Raw genomic sequence first — 14,013 nt, forward strand, 5'->3', positions numbered from 1 at the left:
TAGGATGGCTCATGCTTACCACCCCCGGCGTTCGGCGGTCAAGGTTCCAGGCCGGCAAGAAATATGTGTTGTCGGGCAATGACTTTGGGGGGCCGTCCTGATGCCTGCCGCACGCGCCGCCAAAGAGAAGGACGCGGGAACCCGCAAGCGCCTCATCGAGGCAACCGCCCAGGTCATCCGAGACGAGGGGTATGCCGCCGCCACCACCCGGCGGATCGCAGCCGTGGCCGGCGTGCGCTCGGCGCTGGTCTACTACTACTTCGACACCCTCGACGACCTGTTCGTCTCGGTGCTGCGCAGCGGTGCCGACGCGGCGCTGGCCCGGCTGCGCGAGGCGATCACCACCGACGATCCGCTCCGGGCCCTGTGGCTGATCAACTCCGACTCCCGCGTGACCGGACTCAACACCGAGTTCATGGCGCTGGCCAATCACCGCAAGGAGATCGGCGTCGAACTCAAGGCCTACTCCGAGCGGGTCCGCGACATCGAGGCCGCAGCCATGGCCGGGGTACTGCGCGCCCACGGTGTGGACATGGAGGAGTTCCCGCCGGTCGTGATGTCGATGCTTCTCACCCAATCGGCCCGCAGTCTGTGCAACGAAGAGGCGGTCGGCGTGACCGAGGGCCACGCCGAGTTCCGCGCCTTCGTCGAGCGGTTTCTGCGGCGGTTCGGCAGCGAAGCAACCGCTACTTGAGCATGCTGCCGGCATCCACCGTGACCGGCAGACCGGTGATGTAACGGGCCTCGTCAGAGGCCAGGAACAACACCGCGTTACTGATGTCGACAGGCTCGACCCAACCGACCGGAAGCACGTGCATCAACTGGGCGACCACAGCCATGTCGTCGGGACCCGGGTTCTCCAGGTCGGGACGGAACAGCTTCATCGTGCCCTCGTTCATGAACATCGGCGTGTTGACGTTCGTCGGGCACACCGAGTTGACCCGGATCGAGTGCTGCCCCAGTTCCACCGCGAAGCTGCGCATCAGACCGATCACACCGTGCTTGGCCGCGATGTAGTGGCCGGTATGCGGATAGGCCTTGAGCCCGCCGACCGAGCTGGTCAAGACGATCGAACCGCCACGTCCGCCGGAAAGAATGTGCGGCACTGCGGCTTTCACAGTCTTCCAGACGCCGGACAGATTGACGCCGATCATGTCGTCCCAGTCGGATTCTTTGGTCTCGTGCAGGACATCGCCACCGTTGCCGATGCCGGCGTTCGCCACCACGATGTCGAGCCGGCCCAGCTGCTCCACACCGCTGTCGACGGCCCCTTTGAGCGCGCCGAAGTCACGCACATCGAGCTCGGCGGTGACGATGCGACGGTCGAGACCCTTGATCAGATCCGCCGTCTCTGCCAGGTCGTCCGGGGTCGACGCCGGGATCGCACTGGTATCGGTGACCGGGGCGCAGACGTCGACCGCGATGATGTCTGCGCCCTCTTGCGCCAATCGCAGCGCATGGCTGCGTCCCTGCCCGCGCGCCGCACCGGTAACGAGGGCGACCTTGCCCTCTACCCGACCATTCATGTGTGTCCTCTTCCCATCGGTTTGATCGATTGATCAAACCTTGGCAGGGCACAACCATGTTCGTCAAGAGCCGGGTTGATCAACCGGTCAGGGACTGCTGGATTCGACGTCGGCGCCGAACGCAACTGGGCCCCACCCGTCACGGGTGGGGCCCAGCTACGCGTCGTGCTACTTATTACGAGTCAGAGCCCGAGCTCTTCTTGGAGTCACTGGAGCCCTTGGACTTGTCAGCCCCGGCCTTGGTCGCCTTGGGCTTGGCCTTGGCTTCCTTGGCGGTGCTCTCCTTGGCGGCGCTCTCCTTGGCGGTGGCCTTCGATTCCTTGGCCTCCTGGGCCTTGGCCTGCTTGGCTTCCTTGGCCTCGCTGATCTTGGCCCTGATCCGGTCCGTGATCTTGGTCTTGCCCGTGGCCTTCGCATCGGCATTGGCCGACTTGCTGGTTGCAGGCGTGGCGACAGACTCTCCGGCAGCCTCATCGGCCGCAGGAACGGCACTGGCAACCGACGTCTCGACCTTCGCGGCCTCGACAACCGGGGTTTCGACCTTCGGAGCCTCAACAGCCACGGTCTCGGACTTCGGAGCCTCGACCGGGCTTTCAGCCTTCGGAGCCTCGACGGCCGGAGCCGCTTCCTTCACCGACTCGACGGGCGACACGGTCAACGCCGTCTTGGGCGCCAACGCGGAAACCAGCTGAGCCGAGATGCTCGCGGGCACCGATGACGGAGCCGAAGCGGGAGCAGGTGTTTCCGGGGTGTTGTCGATGGCATCGGCGAGGCTCTTGGGGATGTTCACCAGCAGGTTCTGCAGAAGACCTGCGACGATCCGGGCGCCACCCTGCTCGCCGGGCTCGGCCCAGGTGAGCAGTGCCGGCCACTCGGTGTAGCCCCCGGTGCCCGTCTCCGGGTCGGGATCGGAGTACTTGAATCCGTTGAGCGCCGCGTTGACGAGGATGCCCGGCGTGTTCACGACGGCGTTGAAGGCCCCCTGCATATCGCCCGCGGCGACGCTGGTGCTGATCGCCTCGGCAACGCGGGCGAGCTCGAACGTCGGACCGCTGATCGTTGCGAAGGCGCCCTGGAACAGGGCGCTCACGACGACGCTGGAGGTGAAGGTCGCACCGATCAGATTCGTGAAGTTCTGCGCGATCTGCTCCGGGATCCCGGTCAGGTACTCGGTCCCGCCGCGCGGGATGCCCGAAAGGATGAACCCCGGAGCGATCAGCGAACCGAAGGCGCCCTGGAACGCGTACAGCATGGAGTGGTTGAACCACCGGTACGCCTCGCCGATGTCGCCGGCCTCGAGTGCGGCCTGCGCCTGCGCCAACCGCGCCTGCCCGTTGGGGCCCTCATACCAGTTCTTCAGGTTGGTGGGGATGGCCTCGAACGCCGCACCGAACTTGCCCGCGTAGCCCAGCTGGTTCTCCAGCACCTGGTTCAGCAACGGCGCCGGATTGGCAGCCAGGGCGGCACCCAGAGACTCGAGGTTGCCCAATGTGTTGCTGAACAGCGTCCCGTAGACGTCCACGGGCGAGGCCGTCGCGTCCATGGTCGACGCCGTCAGGTCGTAGGCGAAGCTCTGAGCCTGCTGAATGAGCGTCGTGTTCTGGGCAACCGGGGTCACCGCAATCGCGCTGGCGCTGAGCATGGCGACGCCGGCGACGAGGAACCGATCCTTCCGGCTCACCACTGGGGTGTCGCCGGAGGGGAGTGCAGGTAGGGGCACGAAGAACTCCTGAAAGCTGATAGTTGACTGAGGAACGAGCAAAAATTAGCTTAGGTTTTCCTAAATATCAATAGGTATGCCTGCCCTAAATTCTGTTTGCCTAGGCAAGCGCTTGGCAATCGCCAGGTCGGAGGCCGGTGGCCCGGCAGATTTCCTGTTCGGGGCGTGTTTTGACGGCTTCAGACCGCATCGATGGGATCGGCTTCCCGATACTGGGAGCCTTCCTGGTCATCGGGGCAGACCGTCCGCGAATCCCTATGCGTTCGTTTCTTTGCCAGACGAACCTGTGGAGCAGGAACACAAACTGGGCCCCCTCCCATCGGGAGGGGGCCCAGTCGTGTCAGCGACGAAAAGTCAGAGCCAGGTGTCAGGCGTGGTGGCCGTCAGGAACGCGTCCAGATCGTCACGCCACTGTGCCGGGGTGTTCTTGTCCGGCTCGATCCCGGTGTACTCACCACGGTAGAACAGCAACGGCCGCGGCTTGCGCTTGGGCACTTCCGACAACGAGTGCACCGCACCGAACACCACGAAATGGTCGCCGCCGTCGTGCACGGAATGCACATTGCAGTCGATGTGGGCAAGGCTGCCGTCGATCACCGGAGAACCGAGTTCCGAAGGGGTCCAATCGATCCCGGCGAACTTGTCCGGAGCCTTGGAGCCGAACTGCGCCGACACATGCTGCTGATTCTCGTGCAGCATGTTCACGCAGAACTTTCCGCTGGCCTCGATGGCCTGCCACGCCCGCGACTGCTTGGTGGGACAGAACAGCACCAGTGGCGGATCAAGCGACAGCGCCGCGAACGACTGACAGGCAAAGCCGACCGGCACGTCATCGTGAAGCGTGGTGATGACCGTGACGCCGGTACAGAACTGGCCCAGCACATTTCGGAACGTGCGCGGGTCGAGCGGCTGAGCCTGTGCCATCACTTGAATCCGACAGAGAAGTCGTGGCCCCAGAGACTGATCCCCACGCTCTCGCGGGCGATCCAGCTCTCGTCCTCGACTTCCAGTCCCTCGCAACCGAATTCCATGTCGAACCCACCGGGGGTCTTCATGTAGAAGGACAGCATCTTGTCGTTGATGTGCCGGCCCAGCGTCGCCGACATCTTCACGTTGCGACGGTTGGCGCGGTCCAGGCACAGGCCGACATCGTCGGAGTTCTCCACCTCGACCATCAAGTGCACGATGCCGGTCGGGTTGGGCATCGGCATGAAGGCCAGCGCGTGGTGCCGCGGGTTGCAGCCGTAGAAGCGCAGCCACACCGGGTCGCCATCGGCTGGGCGGCCCGCGAGCTGCGGCGGCAGCTGCATCGAGTCACGTAGCTTGAAGCCCAGCACATCCTGGTAGAACGCCTGCGCGGCAGCGTCGTCGTTGCAGGTCAGCACCACGTGCCCGAGGCCCTGCTCGGCAGTCACGAACTTGTGGCCGTACGGGCTGACGAACCGGCGGCCCAAGTACTGCGCACCGTAGAACGCCTCGAGGACGTTGCCGGCGGGATCGGAGAACCGGATGAGCCCTTCGACCCTGCGCTCGCGGATCTCGTCCCTGGTGCCCTCGACGAAGTCGACGCCCGCCTTGGACAGGCTCTCGCGCAGGCTCTGCAGCGCGGGAGCGTCGGCGACCTCCCAGCCCGAGATCAACAGTCGGTCCTGGTCGCCCGGCACGATCACCAAGCGGGCCGCGAAGTCATCCATCCGCAGGTAGAGCGCGTCCGGGATGGAACCCTCGCCCTCCACCATGCCGAGCACTTTCACGCCGAACTGGCGCCACGCGGCCACGTCGGTGGCCTCGATGCGCATGTAGCCGAGTGCCTTGATGCTCATCTGCTAACCCCCAAGGAAATCGATGGTGAGTTTGTTGAACTCGTCGAACTTCTCGACCTGAGCCCAGTGTCCACACTGCCCGAAGACGTGCAGCTGTACCCGCGGAATCTGCTTGAGGGCGACCAGCGCGCCGTCGAGCGGGTTGACCCGGTCCTCGCGGCCCCAGATCAGCAGCACCGGCTGACGCAGCTTGTACACCTCGCGCCACATCATGCCGAGCTCGAAATCCGCACCCGCGAACGACTTACCCATCGCGCGGGTGGCCGCCAGCGATTCGGGGGTGCTGGCGATCGCGAACCGCTCGTCAACCAGCTCCGGGGTGACCAGCTTCTGGTCGAACACCATGATCCGGATGAAGGCCTCGAGGTTCTCCCGGGTCGGTTCGAAGTTGAACTTCGCCAGGGCCTTGACGCCCTCGGTCGGATCGGGCGCGAACAGGTTGACGCTCAGGCCGCCGGGGCCCATCAGGATGAGCTTGCCCGCCCGGTCCGGGTAGTCCAGCGCGAACCGCACCGCGGTGCCGCCGCCGAGCGAGTTGCCCAGCAGCGGGATCCGGCCCTGCAGACCGAGGTGGTCGAACAGGCCCAGCAGCGCCTTGGCGCTGTAGCGGTTGTACTGCTCGTGCTCGGTGTGCTTGTCCGAGTGCCCGTAACCCGGCTGGTCGACCGCGAGCACGTGGTAGTGCTCGGCCAGAACCGCGATGTTGCGGCCGAAGTTCGACCAGCTCGAAGCGCCGGGGCCACCGCCGTGCAACAGCACGATGGTCTGGGCATTCGGGTCACCCGCCTCGTGGTAGTGCAGCCGCATGTCATCTCTGACCTGGGCGTAGCGCGAGGTGGATTCGAAGGTGATCTCTTGGGTGGCAGTCATGTATCAGACCATCGTGTCGGCCGGGGGCAGGCCGAACTCGTTGTTGCCGAAGATCAGGTAGGCGCGCTCGGGATCGTTGGCCGCGTGCACCCGGCCGGCGTGCGCGTCACGCCAGAACCGCTGCACCGGAGCGTCATTGGACAGTGCGGTGGCACCCGAGGCCTCGAAGAGCCGGTCGATCGAGGCGATCGCGCGGCCGGTGGCACGCACCTGATCGCGCCGCGCCCGGGCCCGCAGCTCGAACGGGATCTCCTCGCCGGCGACCAGCAGGGCGTACTCGTCGGCGACGTTGCCCGACAGCTGACGCCAGGCGGCGTCGATGTCGCTGGCAGCCTCGGCGATGCGGATCTTGGCGAACGGATCGTCCTTGGCCTTCTCACCGGCGAAGGCGGCGCGGACGCGCTTGCCCTGGTGCTCGACGTGGGCGTCGTAGGCGCCGTAGGCCATACCGACGATGGGCGCCGAGATGGTGGTGGGATGGATTGTGCCCCACGGCATCTTGTACACGGGAGCGGTGTTGGTCTCATACCCGCCGGCGGTGCCGTCGTTCATCGCCTTGTAGGACAGGAAGCGGTGCTTGGGCACGAACACGTCCTTGACCACGACGGTGTTGCTGCCGGTACCGCGCAGGCCGACGACGTTCCAGACGTCGTCGATCTGGTAGTCGGTACGCGGGATCAGGAAGCTGCCGAAATCGACCGGCCGGCCGTCCTTGATGACCGGGCCGCCGAGGAAGGCCCAGCTGGCGTGATCGCAGCCCGAGGACCAGTTCCAAGCACCGTTGACGAGGTAGCCGTCACCGGTCTCGGTCACCACACCGGCACCCATCGGGGCGTAGGACGAGGAGATCCGGACCGAGGTGTCCTCGCCCCAGACGTCTTCCTGAGCCTGCTGATCGAACAGCGCCAGGTGCCAGTTGTGCACACCGATGATGCCGGCGACCCAGCCGGTGGAACCGCACGCGCTGGCCAGACGCCGGACCGCCTCGTAGAACACGGTCGGGTCGCACTGCAGGCCGCCCCACTGCTCGGGCTGCAGCAGCTTGAAGAAACCGATGTCCTCCAGCGCCTTCACGTTCGCGTCGGGCAGCTTGCGCAGATCCTCGGTCTCCTGAGCGCGCTCACGCAGCGTCGGCAGCAGTTCATCGATGCCGGCCAGCACTGCCTGCACGTCACGCTGTTCAATGGATGTCACGGAAATGCCTCCCAAGATTCGGACTGCGATAAGCGCGAGCTGACCGCTTAGACTGAGATTAGAACACGTTACGATTTGTGTCGAGTAGCGCCTGGCAATGGTGGGCTGGACCAGGGCAAGTACGTTTTTGTAACATGTTCTAGTTATGAGTGAAGAGAGGGTCCAGCCGTGACTGATGAGCCACTGGGCAGCCATGTGCTCGAACTGCAGGTGAGTGCAGTCATCGAGGAGACGGCCGACGCCCGGTCTCTCGTGTTCTCCGTGCCCGAGGGCTCAGAGATTCCCGCCGACCGGCTGCGCTATGCCCCGGGCCAGTTCCTGACCCTGCGGGTGCCGAGCGATCGCACCGGCTCGGTGGCCCGCTGTTATTCACTGTCCAGCTCGCCGGTGACGGACGACCAGCTGACCGTCACGGTCAAGCGAACCGTCGACGGTTACGCCTCGAACTGGCTGTGCGACAACGCACATGCCGGCATGAAGATGCACGTGCTGGCCCCGTCGGGCACCTTCGTACCCAAGAATCTCGACACCGACTTCCTGCTGCTGGCCGCGGGCAGCGGCATCACCCCGATGATGGCGATCTGCAAGTCGGCACTCGCCGAGGGCACCGGCAACGTCGTCCTGGTCTATGCCAACCGCGACGAGAACTCCGTCATCTTCGGTGCCACCCTCCGCGAACTGGCGGCCAAGTACCCCGACCGGTTCACCGTCGTGCACTGGCTGGAGACCGTGCAGGGCCTGCCCAGCCCGGCCGCACTCGCCACACTCGTCGGCCCGTATTCGGCGCGCGAGGCCTTCATCTGCGGGCCCGGACCGTTCATGGCAGCAGCCGAGCAGGCGCTGCAGCAGGCCGGCGCCGCCGACGAGCGCATCCACATCGAGGTGTTCAAGTCGCTCGACTCCGACCCGTTCGCCGCGGTCGTCATCGAGGAAGAAGAGGGCGACCAAGAGCCGGCCACCGCGATCGTCACCCTGGACGGCACCACCCACGAGGTCCGTTGGCCACGGTCGGCCACGCTCCTCGACGTCCTGCTGGACAAGGGATTGGACGCACCGTTCTCCTGCCGCGAAGGCCACTGCGGTGCCTGCGCCGTGCTCAAGAAGTCCGGGGACGTCGAGATGAAGATCAACGACGTACTCGAACCATCCGATCTGGACGAGGGCCTGATCCTGGGTTGCCAGGCCACACCGGTGTCGGATTCGGTCGAAGTCACCTACGACGAGTAACGAGCGGATACCTTTCTTGACGATGACGATCAACAGGCTTTCCGCAGCGAGCACGGCAGCAGTGCTGACCGCGGCTGCGCTGGCGTTCCCCGGGTCGGCCGCGGCCGCCTCCAATTCGGCCGTCAGCTCGATCCCGAGCCCCCAGGGCACGATCGAGATGCACGTCAGCGCGGACTGCGCCGGCACCACATGCAACTTCCGGACGTCGGCGAACCTGCTGACCCCGGACGGGCCGATCGGGTTCCCCGGCGACGCGTGGGCGCGTCAGACCATCACCCTTCGTAGTTCCAACAAAGACACCTGGCAGGAAGCCTCCTACAGCGCCCCGGCCGGGATGCCCCGGGAGATCAAGGGCTCCAACCACGACAACGTGCTGTCGAAGTTGTACCGGTCGGTCAACAAGGTCGAGATCTCGGCGACGTACTTCGGTGGCGGGCCGATCGAACGCTTCACCATCGACGGCGTGTCGACACCCACCAAGTGGCAGACCGGCCAGCCGAACACCGCGGACAACTTCATCATCTGCTCGGACATCCACGTGACCTGGGGCGGGGTGAACCTCACCACGCCGAGCGCCTGCGCCACGACCGGGTTCTGACCGCGCGCGCCTTCTGGATTGGCGCTCAGGCGTCGTCTACAGCCATGTGTTTGTCCACGAGCCTGCGCCACCGGCGGTGCCGGTAGGCGTAGATCCCGCGGGCAACCGCGACCACCAGGGAAGTCATTCGGTCGGCGTCGATCTCGACGGTGTCGCTGTAGCGGCACGACCGATCGGTGACCGGTTCGACGTGCAGGGTGTGATCCCAGGAACGCAGCATGCCGCCGTACTCGTGGGTGCGGATGGTGCGGGTGGTGTCGTCGACGTCGAGAACCTCGATGGTGTGCCGGTAGGCCGGGATCACGTGGAAGGCGAACAGCCATCCGGTGCCCAGGTCCCCGGCCCGGAACGGTTCGGTGCGTCCGGCCAGAGCGGGCACGCCGAACAGGCCGCGGCAGACATAGAGAAACGTCGGGACCTGCTGCATGGCCTGCCACACTCGTTCCGTGTCGGCAGGAAGAATCGTCTCAACATGGATGCGCTGCATGCCACCAATTTTCGAGAGCAGCGCGACGCCTGACTACTCGCTTTTCGTGCGGAGGCGACAATGACCCCTACCGACCGATTTCGGGCTCGTAAGCAGCCCAGACAGCAGCGCGCCGTGGAGACCCGACAGGCCATCCTCGAGGCGGCGGCTCGCGTTTTCGCCGAGTACGGGTATGCCGCGGGCACCACCAACCGCATCGCCGAAGCAGCGGATCTGTCGATCGGCTCGCTGTATCAGTACTTCCCGAACAAGGACGCGATCCTGTCGGCGCTCACCGACGCACACGTCGACGCCGGTACGGCGCTGCTGCGCGAGCGCACTGCCTCAGGCCTGCCCGAATCACTCGAAGATCTCCTGCGCCTCTTCGTCCGGGCGACCATCGACAACCACCGCGACGACACCCGACTGCACCGCGTGCTGTTCGAGGAAGCTCCTCGCTCACCGGCTCTGCTCGACCGGTTGCACCGCGCCGAAGAGGATGCCGTCGGCACGGCAAAAGCCTTGCTGGACAGCCACTCTGACGTTGCGGTGGCCGACACCGGGTTTGCGGCGCGCATGGTGGTCGCGACCGTCGAGTCGCTCACACACCGGCTGTTGGCGTGCGACAAACCCGCCGACGCCGAACAGCTCGAGGACGGCATCGTCACGATGCTGGCGGGGTACCTGCGGGACCCCAACGGCCCCCCACCTTCGCGAGCAGACGCAAAGTCGCACCAAAACCCTTGAATTTGCGCGATTTTGCGTCTGCTCGGCGGAGAAAGTCCTAGCGCGGCAGGCCGAGGAGACGCTCACCGGCGACGGTCAGCAGGATCTGTTCGGTGCCGCCGGCGATGGTCAGGCAGCGCGTGTTGAGGAAGTCGTGCACCTCGCGGTTACGCACCGCACCGCCGCCGTCGGACAGTTCCAGGCGGAACTCGGCCAGTGTCTGCCGGTAACGCACGCCGATCAGCTTGCGGGCGCTGGCCTGCGCGCCGGTGTCCTGGCCGCTGACCGCCAACTGCGCGATCCGCTGGTCCAGCAGTGAACCCACCTGGGCTGTCAGGATCAACCCGCCGAGGCGGTCCAGGTCGGCCGGATCCACGTCGGGCTGCGCGCCGAGGGTGCGCAGCAGCTCTTCCATCGGATTACCCAGTGCCGTGCCGCCGGCCATCGCCACGCGCTCGTTGGCCAGGGTCGTGCGGGCCAGCCGCCAGCCGTCGTTGACGGTGCCGACGACCATCTCGTCGGGCACGAACACGTCGTCGAAGAAGACCTCGTTGAACAGCTCGTCACCGGTGATCTCGCGCAGCGGGCGGATCACGATGCCCGGCGACTTCATGTCGATCAGGAAGTAGGTGATGCCCTTGTGTTTCGGAGCGTCGGCGTCAGTGCGTGCCAGGCACACGCCCCAGTGCGCTTTCTGTGCCGCCGAGGTCCACACCTTCTGACCGGTCAGCTTCCAGCCCGGCTCACCGTTGGGACCTTCTGCGCGAACAGCTTTCATACGCAGTGCGGCCAGGTCGGAGCCGGCGCCGGGCTCGGAGAACAGCTGGCACCAGGCCAGATCGCCGCGCAGCGTGGCCGGCACGAACTGGTCGATCTGCTCGGGGCTGCCATGCTCCAGGACGGTCGGCACCGCCCACCAGCCGATCACCAGATCCGGGCGCTCCACCTCTGCCGCAGCGAGTTCCTGGTCGATCAGCAGCTGCTCGGCCGGAGATGCGTTGCGGCCGTAGGGACGTGGCCAGTGCGGCGCCAGCAGGCCGGACTCGGCCAGGGCCACCTGACGCTTTTCCACCGGCAGCGCGGCCACCTCGGACACCGCGGCGCTGATCTCGGGGCGCAGGCCGGCCACCGACTCCAGATCGATCCGGAGTTCACGACGCACACCCTGCTGGGTCAGTGCCGAGACCCGGCGGATCCACCGGCGCCGACCACCGAGCGCGTGCGAAATCCCATATGCGCGACGCAGATACAGATGCGCCTCGTGCTCCCAGGTGATGCCGATACCGCCGAGCACCTGGATGCAGTCCTTGGCGTTGGCCTCGGCCGCGTCGATACCGGCGGCGGCCGCGACCGCAGCGGCGATCGACAGCTGGGAGTCATCGGCCTCCGAGACCGCACGCGCCGCGTCGGCGGCAGAAACCGAGATCTGCTCCGAGCGCAACAGCATCTCGGCACACATGTGCTTGACGGCCTGGAAGCTGCCGATCGGCTTGCCGAACTGCTCGCGCACCTTCGCGTACTCGGTGGCGGTCTGCAGGGTCCACCGCGCCAACCCGGCGGCTTCGGCGGCCAGGACAGCCGCGGTGATGTCGGAGAACCGCTGCCGCGAGACATCGAGCACCTGCGCGGGCGCCGAGTCCAGCACGACCCGGGCCAGCGGCAGCGAGAAGTCGGTGGCGGTGAGCAGTTCGACGCTCACACCGGCAGCACCCGCGTCGACCAGCACAACGCGGTCCCCGGCGGGCAGCAGCAACACCCCGGCGGCGTCCGCGCCGAGGACAAACTCGGCGGTGCCCGAGATCTTGTCGCCGGACAGCGTCAGGTCCGCATCCAGGGCCGCACCGGCCGTGCGCTCACCCGATACCAGGGCCTCCAGCACAGCCTCGTCGGTGACGACCAGGGTGGCCAGCGCCGTGGTGGCCACCGGGCCGGGCACCAGCGCGGCCGCGGCCTCGTCGACCATCGCGCACAGATCCTCGACCGTGCCGCCGGCGCCGCCCTGTTCCTCGGGGACCGCCACGCTGAAGATCCCTAGTTCGGCGAGACCCTGAAACGGCCCGCGCCAGGCATCGGCATCATGTTCAGCCTCGCGGACGGCGGTAGCTGTAGCAGCTGCGGCCGCCCAGCTACGCACCAGGTCACGGGCGGCAAACTGCTCGTCGGTGATGGTGGCAGACGCGCCGGACATGGTGGACCTCCTAGCCCCTAGCGCGAGAAGTCCGTGCTTCTCACTAGAACGTGTTCTAATGGTGACAGTGTTCGACCGTCAAGTCGACCCGCATCACAGCAGGACACGTCCGTGTGTTTAACGGCTCGGAGGTGTGTAGAAGGAGATCGCCGTGCGTATCGTTTTCGACGGGGCACGCGACGAGAGGGGGCCACACACCGCATGTCCAGCGCACCACAGAAGACAGGCAGCGAATCGTCCGGGTCTGACACCCGGCCGCGTGAGGTTATGAACGTGGCAGTCCTCGCCGAATCCGAACTCGGCTCCGAAGCTCAGCGGGAGCGCCGCAAGCGCATCCTGGATGCGACCCTGGCCATCGCCTCCAAGGGCGGCTACGAGGCCGTCCAGATGCGTGCCGTGGCCGAACGGGCCGATGTCGCCGTCGGCACGCTCTACCGCTACTTCCCGTCCAAGGTCCACCTGCTGGTGTCGGCCCTCGGCCGGGAGTTCGAGCGCATCGACGCCAAGACCGACCGTGCCGCACTGGCCGGCGGCACCCCCTACCAGCGGCTGAGCTTCATGGTCGGCAAGCTGAACCGCGCGATGCAGCGCAACCCGCTGCTCACCGAGGCCATGACCCGGGCCTTCGTCTTCGCCGACGCCTCGGCCGCGGGCGAGGTCGACCATGTCGGCAAGCTGATGGACTCGATGTTCGCCCGCGCGATGAGCGACGGCGAGCCGACCGAGGACCAGTACCACATCGCCCGGGTCATCTCCGACGTGTGGCTGTCGAACCTGCTGGCCTGGCTGACCCGCCGTGCCTCGGCCACCGACGTCAGCAAGCGACTCGACCTGGCTGTCCGGTTGCTCATCGGCGCCGAGGACAAACCTAAGATCTAGCGGGTGAGCCTTCCCGCTGACCTGACCCAAGCTCTGACGGCCGCGGCCCGTGTCGACCGGCTCCTGATCACCTCTGATTTCGACGGCACCCTGGCCCCGATCGTCAACAACCCGGCCGACGCGCGCCCACTGCGTGACGCCGCCAAGGCACTTGTCGCCCTCTCCGAACTTCCCGGCATCTCCACCGCCCTGATCTCCGGACGGGCCCTCGAGGTGCTGCGGGACCTGTCGGGTATGCCCGCGGCGGTGCACCTGGTCGGCAGCCACGGCGCCGAATTCGACTCCGGATTCACCCACCCCATCGATCGCGCCCTCCTCGACACGATCGCCGGTGAGCTGCAGGCGATTGCGGCCAGCCGGCCCGGGGTGACCGTCGAACTCAAACCGGCCAGCGTCGCACTCCATGTGCGTAACGCCGAACCCGCCGACGCCGACTCCGCGCTGCTGCAGGCTCATGCGGCGTCAAAGGCCTGGGATGCCGAGTTGACCGAGGGCAAGGCCGTCCTCGAGTTCGCCGTGATCACCACCGACAAGGGCGAGGCGATCGACATCCTGCGCGACGAGCACGAGGCGTCGGTGGTGATCTACTTCGGCGACGACGTCACCGACGAGAAGGCGTTCCGCCGGTTGCGCGACGGCGACGTCGGCGTCAAGGTCGGACCCGGCGAGACCTTGGCCACCTACCGGGTCGACGAGCCCGAAGATGTTGGGGCAGCACTGAAGTACCTGCTCGACGCGCGCCGCTGACGCCGAAATGACATTCCAGCAGAAGAAGTGCGAGTGGACACCTGCCGGA

At 66.3% G+C, this 14,013-nt stretch carries 14 protein-coding genes; 6 read left to right on the plus strand and 8 right to left on the minus strand.

What is annotated here, in order from left to right:
- Window positions 1-100 precede the first annotated feature (100 nt).
- Entirely contained in the window at window positions 101-694 is a 594-nt protein-coding gene (locus A5779_RS16885; RefSeq protein WP_064883799.1) for a TetR/AcrR family transcriptional regulator, read from the plus strand.
- On the opposite strand, the gene A5779_RS16890 is transcribed toward A5779_RS16885, so the two are convergent.
- The 6 genes from A5779_RS16890 to hsaA form a co-directional block, all read right to left on the minus strand.
- Window positions 687-1,526, minus strand: coding sequence for a mycofactocin-coupled SDR family oxidoreductase (locus tag A5779_RS16890; RefSeq protein WP_064883801.1), 840 nt, complete (start codon window positions 1,524-1,526; stop codon window positions 687-689). The two genes, A5779_RS16885 and A5779_RS16890, sit on opposite strands and share 8 nt — an antisense overlap.
- A 175-nt stretch (window positions 1,527-1,701) precedes the next feature.
- Entirely contained in the window at window positions 1,702-3,246 is a 1,545-nt protein-coding gene (locus A5779_RS16895; protein WP_236734796.1) for a hypothetical protein, read from the minus strand.
- Window positions 3,247-3,600: 354 nt separating this feature from the next.
- Window positions 3,601-4,170, minus strand: coding sequence for a 3-hydroxy-9,10-secoandrosta-1,3,5(10)-triene-9,17-dione monooxygenase reductase subunit (gene hsaB / locus A5779_RS16900; RefSeq protein WP_064883803.1), 570 nt, complete (start codon window positions 4,168-4,170; stop codon window positions 3,601-3,603).
- The gene (gene hsaC / locus A5779_RS16905; RefSeq protein WP_064883805.1) at window positions 4,170-5,069 is read right to left on the minus strand and encodes an iron-dependent extradiol dioxygenase HsaC; all 900 of its coding nucleotides are present in this window, start codon (window positions 5,067-5,069) and stop codon (window positions 4,170-4,172) included. The genes hsaB and hsaC overlap by 1 nt, the downstream gene beginning before the upstream one ends.
- 3 nt (window positions 5,070-5,072) lie before the next feature.
- Window positions 5,073-5,939: a 4,5:9,10-diseco-3-hydroxy-5,9,17-trioxoandrosta-1(10),2-diene-4-oate hydrolase gene (gene hsaD / locus A5779_RS16910; RefSeq protein ID WP_055117946.1), complete on the minus strand. Its 867-nt coding sequence runs from the start codon at window positions 5,937-5,939 to the stop codon at window positions 5,073-5,075.
- Window positions 5,940-5,942: 3 nt separating this feature from the next.
- Window positions 5,943-7,133: a 3-hydroxy-9,10-secoandrosta-1,3,5(10)-triene-9,17-dione monooxygenase oxygenase subunit gene (hsaA, locus tag A5779_RS16915; protein WP_064883807.1), complete on the minus strand. Its 1,191-nt coding sequence runs from the start codon at window positions 7,131-7,133 to the stop codon at window positions 5,943-5,945.
- Window positions 7,134-7,301: 168 nt separating this feature from the next.
- Here hsaA and A5779_RS16920 point away from each other — a divergent pair, with 168 nt between their 5' ends.
- Complete coding sequence (locus tag A5779_RS16920) at window positions 7,302-8,360, plus strand: ferredoxin--NADP reductase (RefSeq protein ID WP_064883809.1); 1,059 nt, start codon at window positions 7,302-7,304, stop codon at window positions 8,358-8,360.
- Between the two features lie 28 nt (window positions 8,361-8,388).
- Complete coding sequence (locus tag A5779_RS16925; RefSeq protein ID WP_064884041.1) at window positions 8,389-8,958, plus strand: hypothetical protein; 570 nt, start codon at window positions 8,389-8,391, stop codon at window positions 8,956-8,958.
- A gap of 25 nt (window positions 8,959-8,983) precedes the next feature.
- On the opposite strand, the gene A5779_RS16930 is transcribed toward A5779_RS16925, so the two are convergent.
- Window positions 8,984-9,445, minus strand: a complete 462-nt coding sequence (locus tag A5779_RS16930) for an Rv1443c family protein (RefSeq protein ID WP_064883811.1) — start codon at window positions 9,443-9,445, stop codon at window positions 8,984-8,986.
- 60 nt (window positions 9,446-9,505) lie between these two features.
- Here A5779_RS16930 and A5779_RS16935 point away from each other — a divergent pair, with 60 nt between their 5' ends.
- Entirely contained in the window at window positions 9,506-10,171 is a 666-nt protein-coding gene (locus tag A5779_RS16935; RefSeq protein WP_064883813.1) for a TetR/AcrR family transcriptional regulator, read from the plus strand.
- 37 nt (window positions 10,172-10,208) lie between these two features.
- Here the strand turns inward: A5779_RS16935 and A5779_RS16940 are convergent, their stop codons facing one another.
- Window positions 10,209-12,338: an acyl-CoA dehydrogenase family protein gene (locus A5779_RS16940; RefSeq protein WP_064883815.1), complete on the minus strand. Its 2,130-nt coding sequence runs from the start codon at window positions 12,336-12,338 to the stop codon at window positions 10,209-10,211.
- A 201-nt stretch (window positions 12,339-12,539) separates the two neighbouring features.
- Here A5779_RS16940 and kstR point away from each other — a divergent pair, with 201 nt between their 5' ends.
- Together kstR and otsB are read left to right on the plus strand one after the other, a co-directional pair.
- Window positions 12,540-13,217 (plus strand): cholesterol catabolism transcriptional regulator KstR, encoded by a 678-nt coding sequence (gene kstR, locus A5779_RS16945; RefSeq protein ID WP_055117958.1) that lies wholly within the window; start codon window positions 12,540-12,542, stop codon window positions 13,215-13,217.
- 3 nt (window positions 13,218-13,220) lie between these two features.
- Window positions 13,221-13,964: a trehalose-phosphatase gene (gene otsB / locus A5779_RS16950; RefSeq protein WP_064883817.1), complete on the plus strand. Its 744-nt coding sequence runs from the start codon at window positions 13,221-13,223 to the stop codon at window positions 13,962-13,964.
- The last annotated feature ends 49 nt before the right edge of the window (window positions 13,965-14,013 follow it).

Origin of the sequence: Mycolicibacterium peregrinum, from assembly GCF_001665625.1 — a bacterium.
Classification (GTDB): Bacteria; Actinomycetota; Actinomycetes; order Mycobacteriales; family Mycobacteriaceae; genus Mycobacterium; species Mycobacterium peregrinum_B.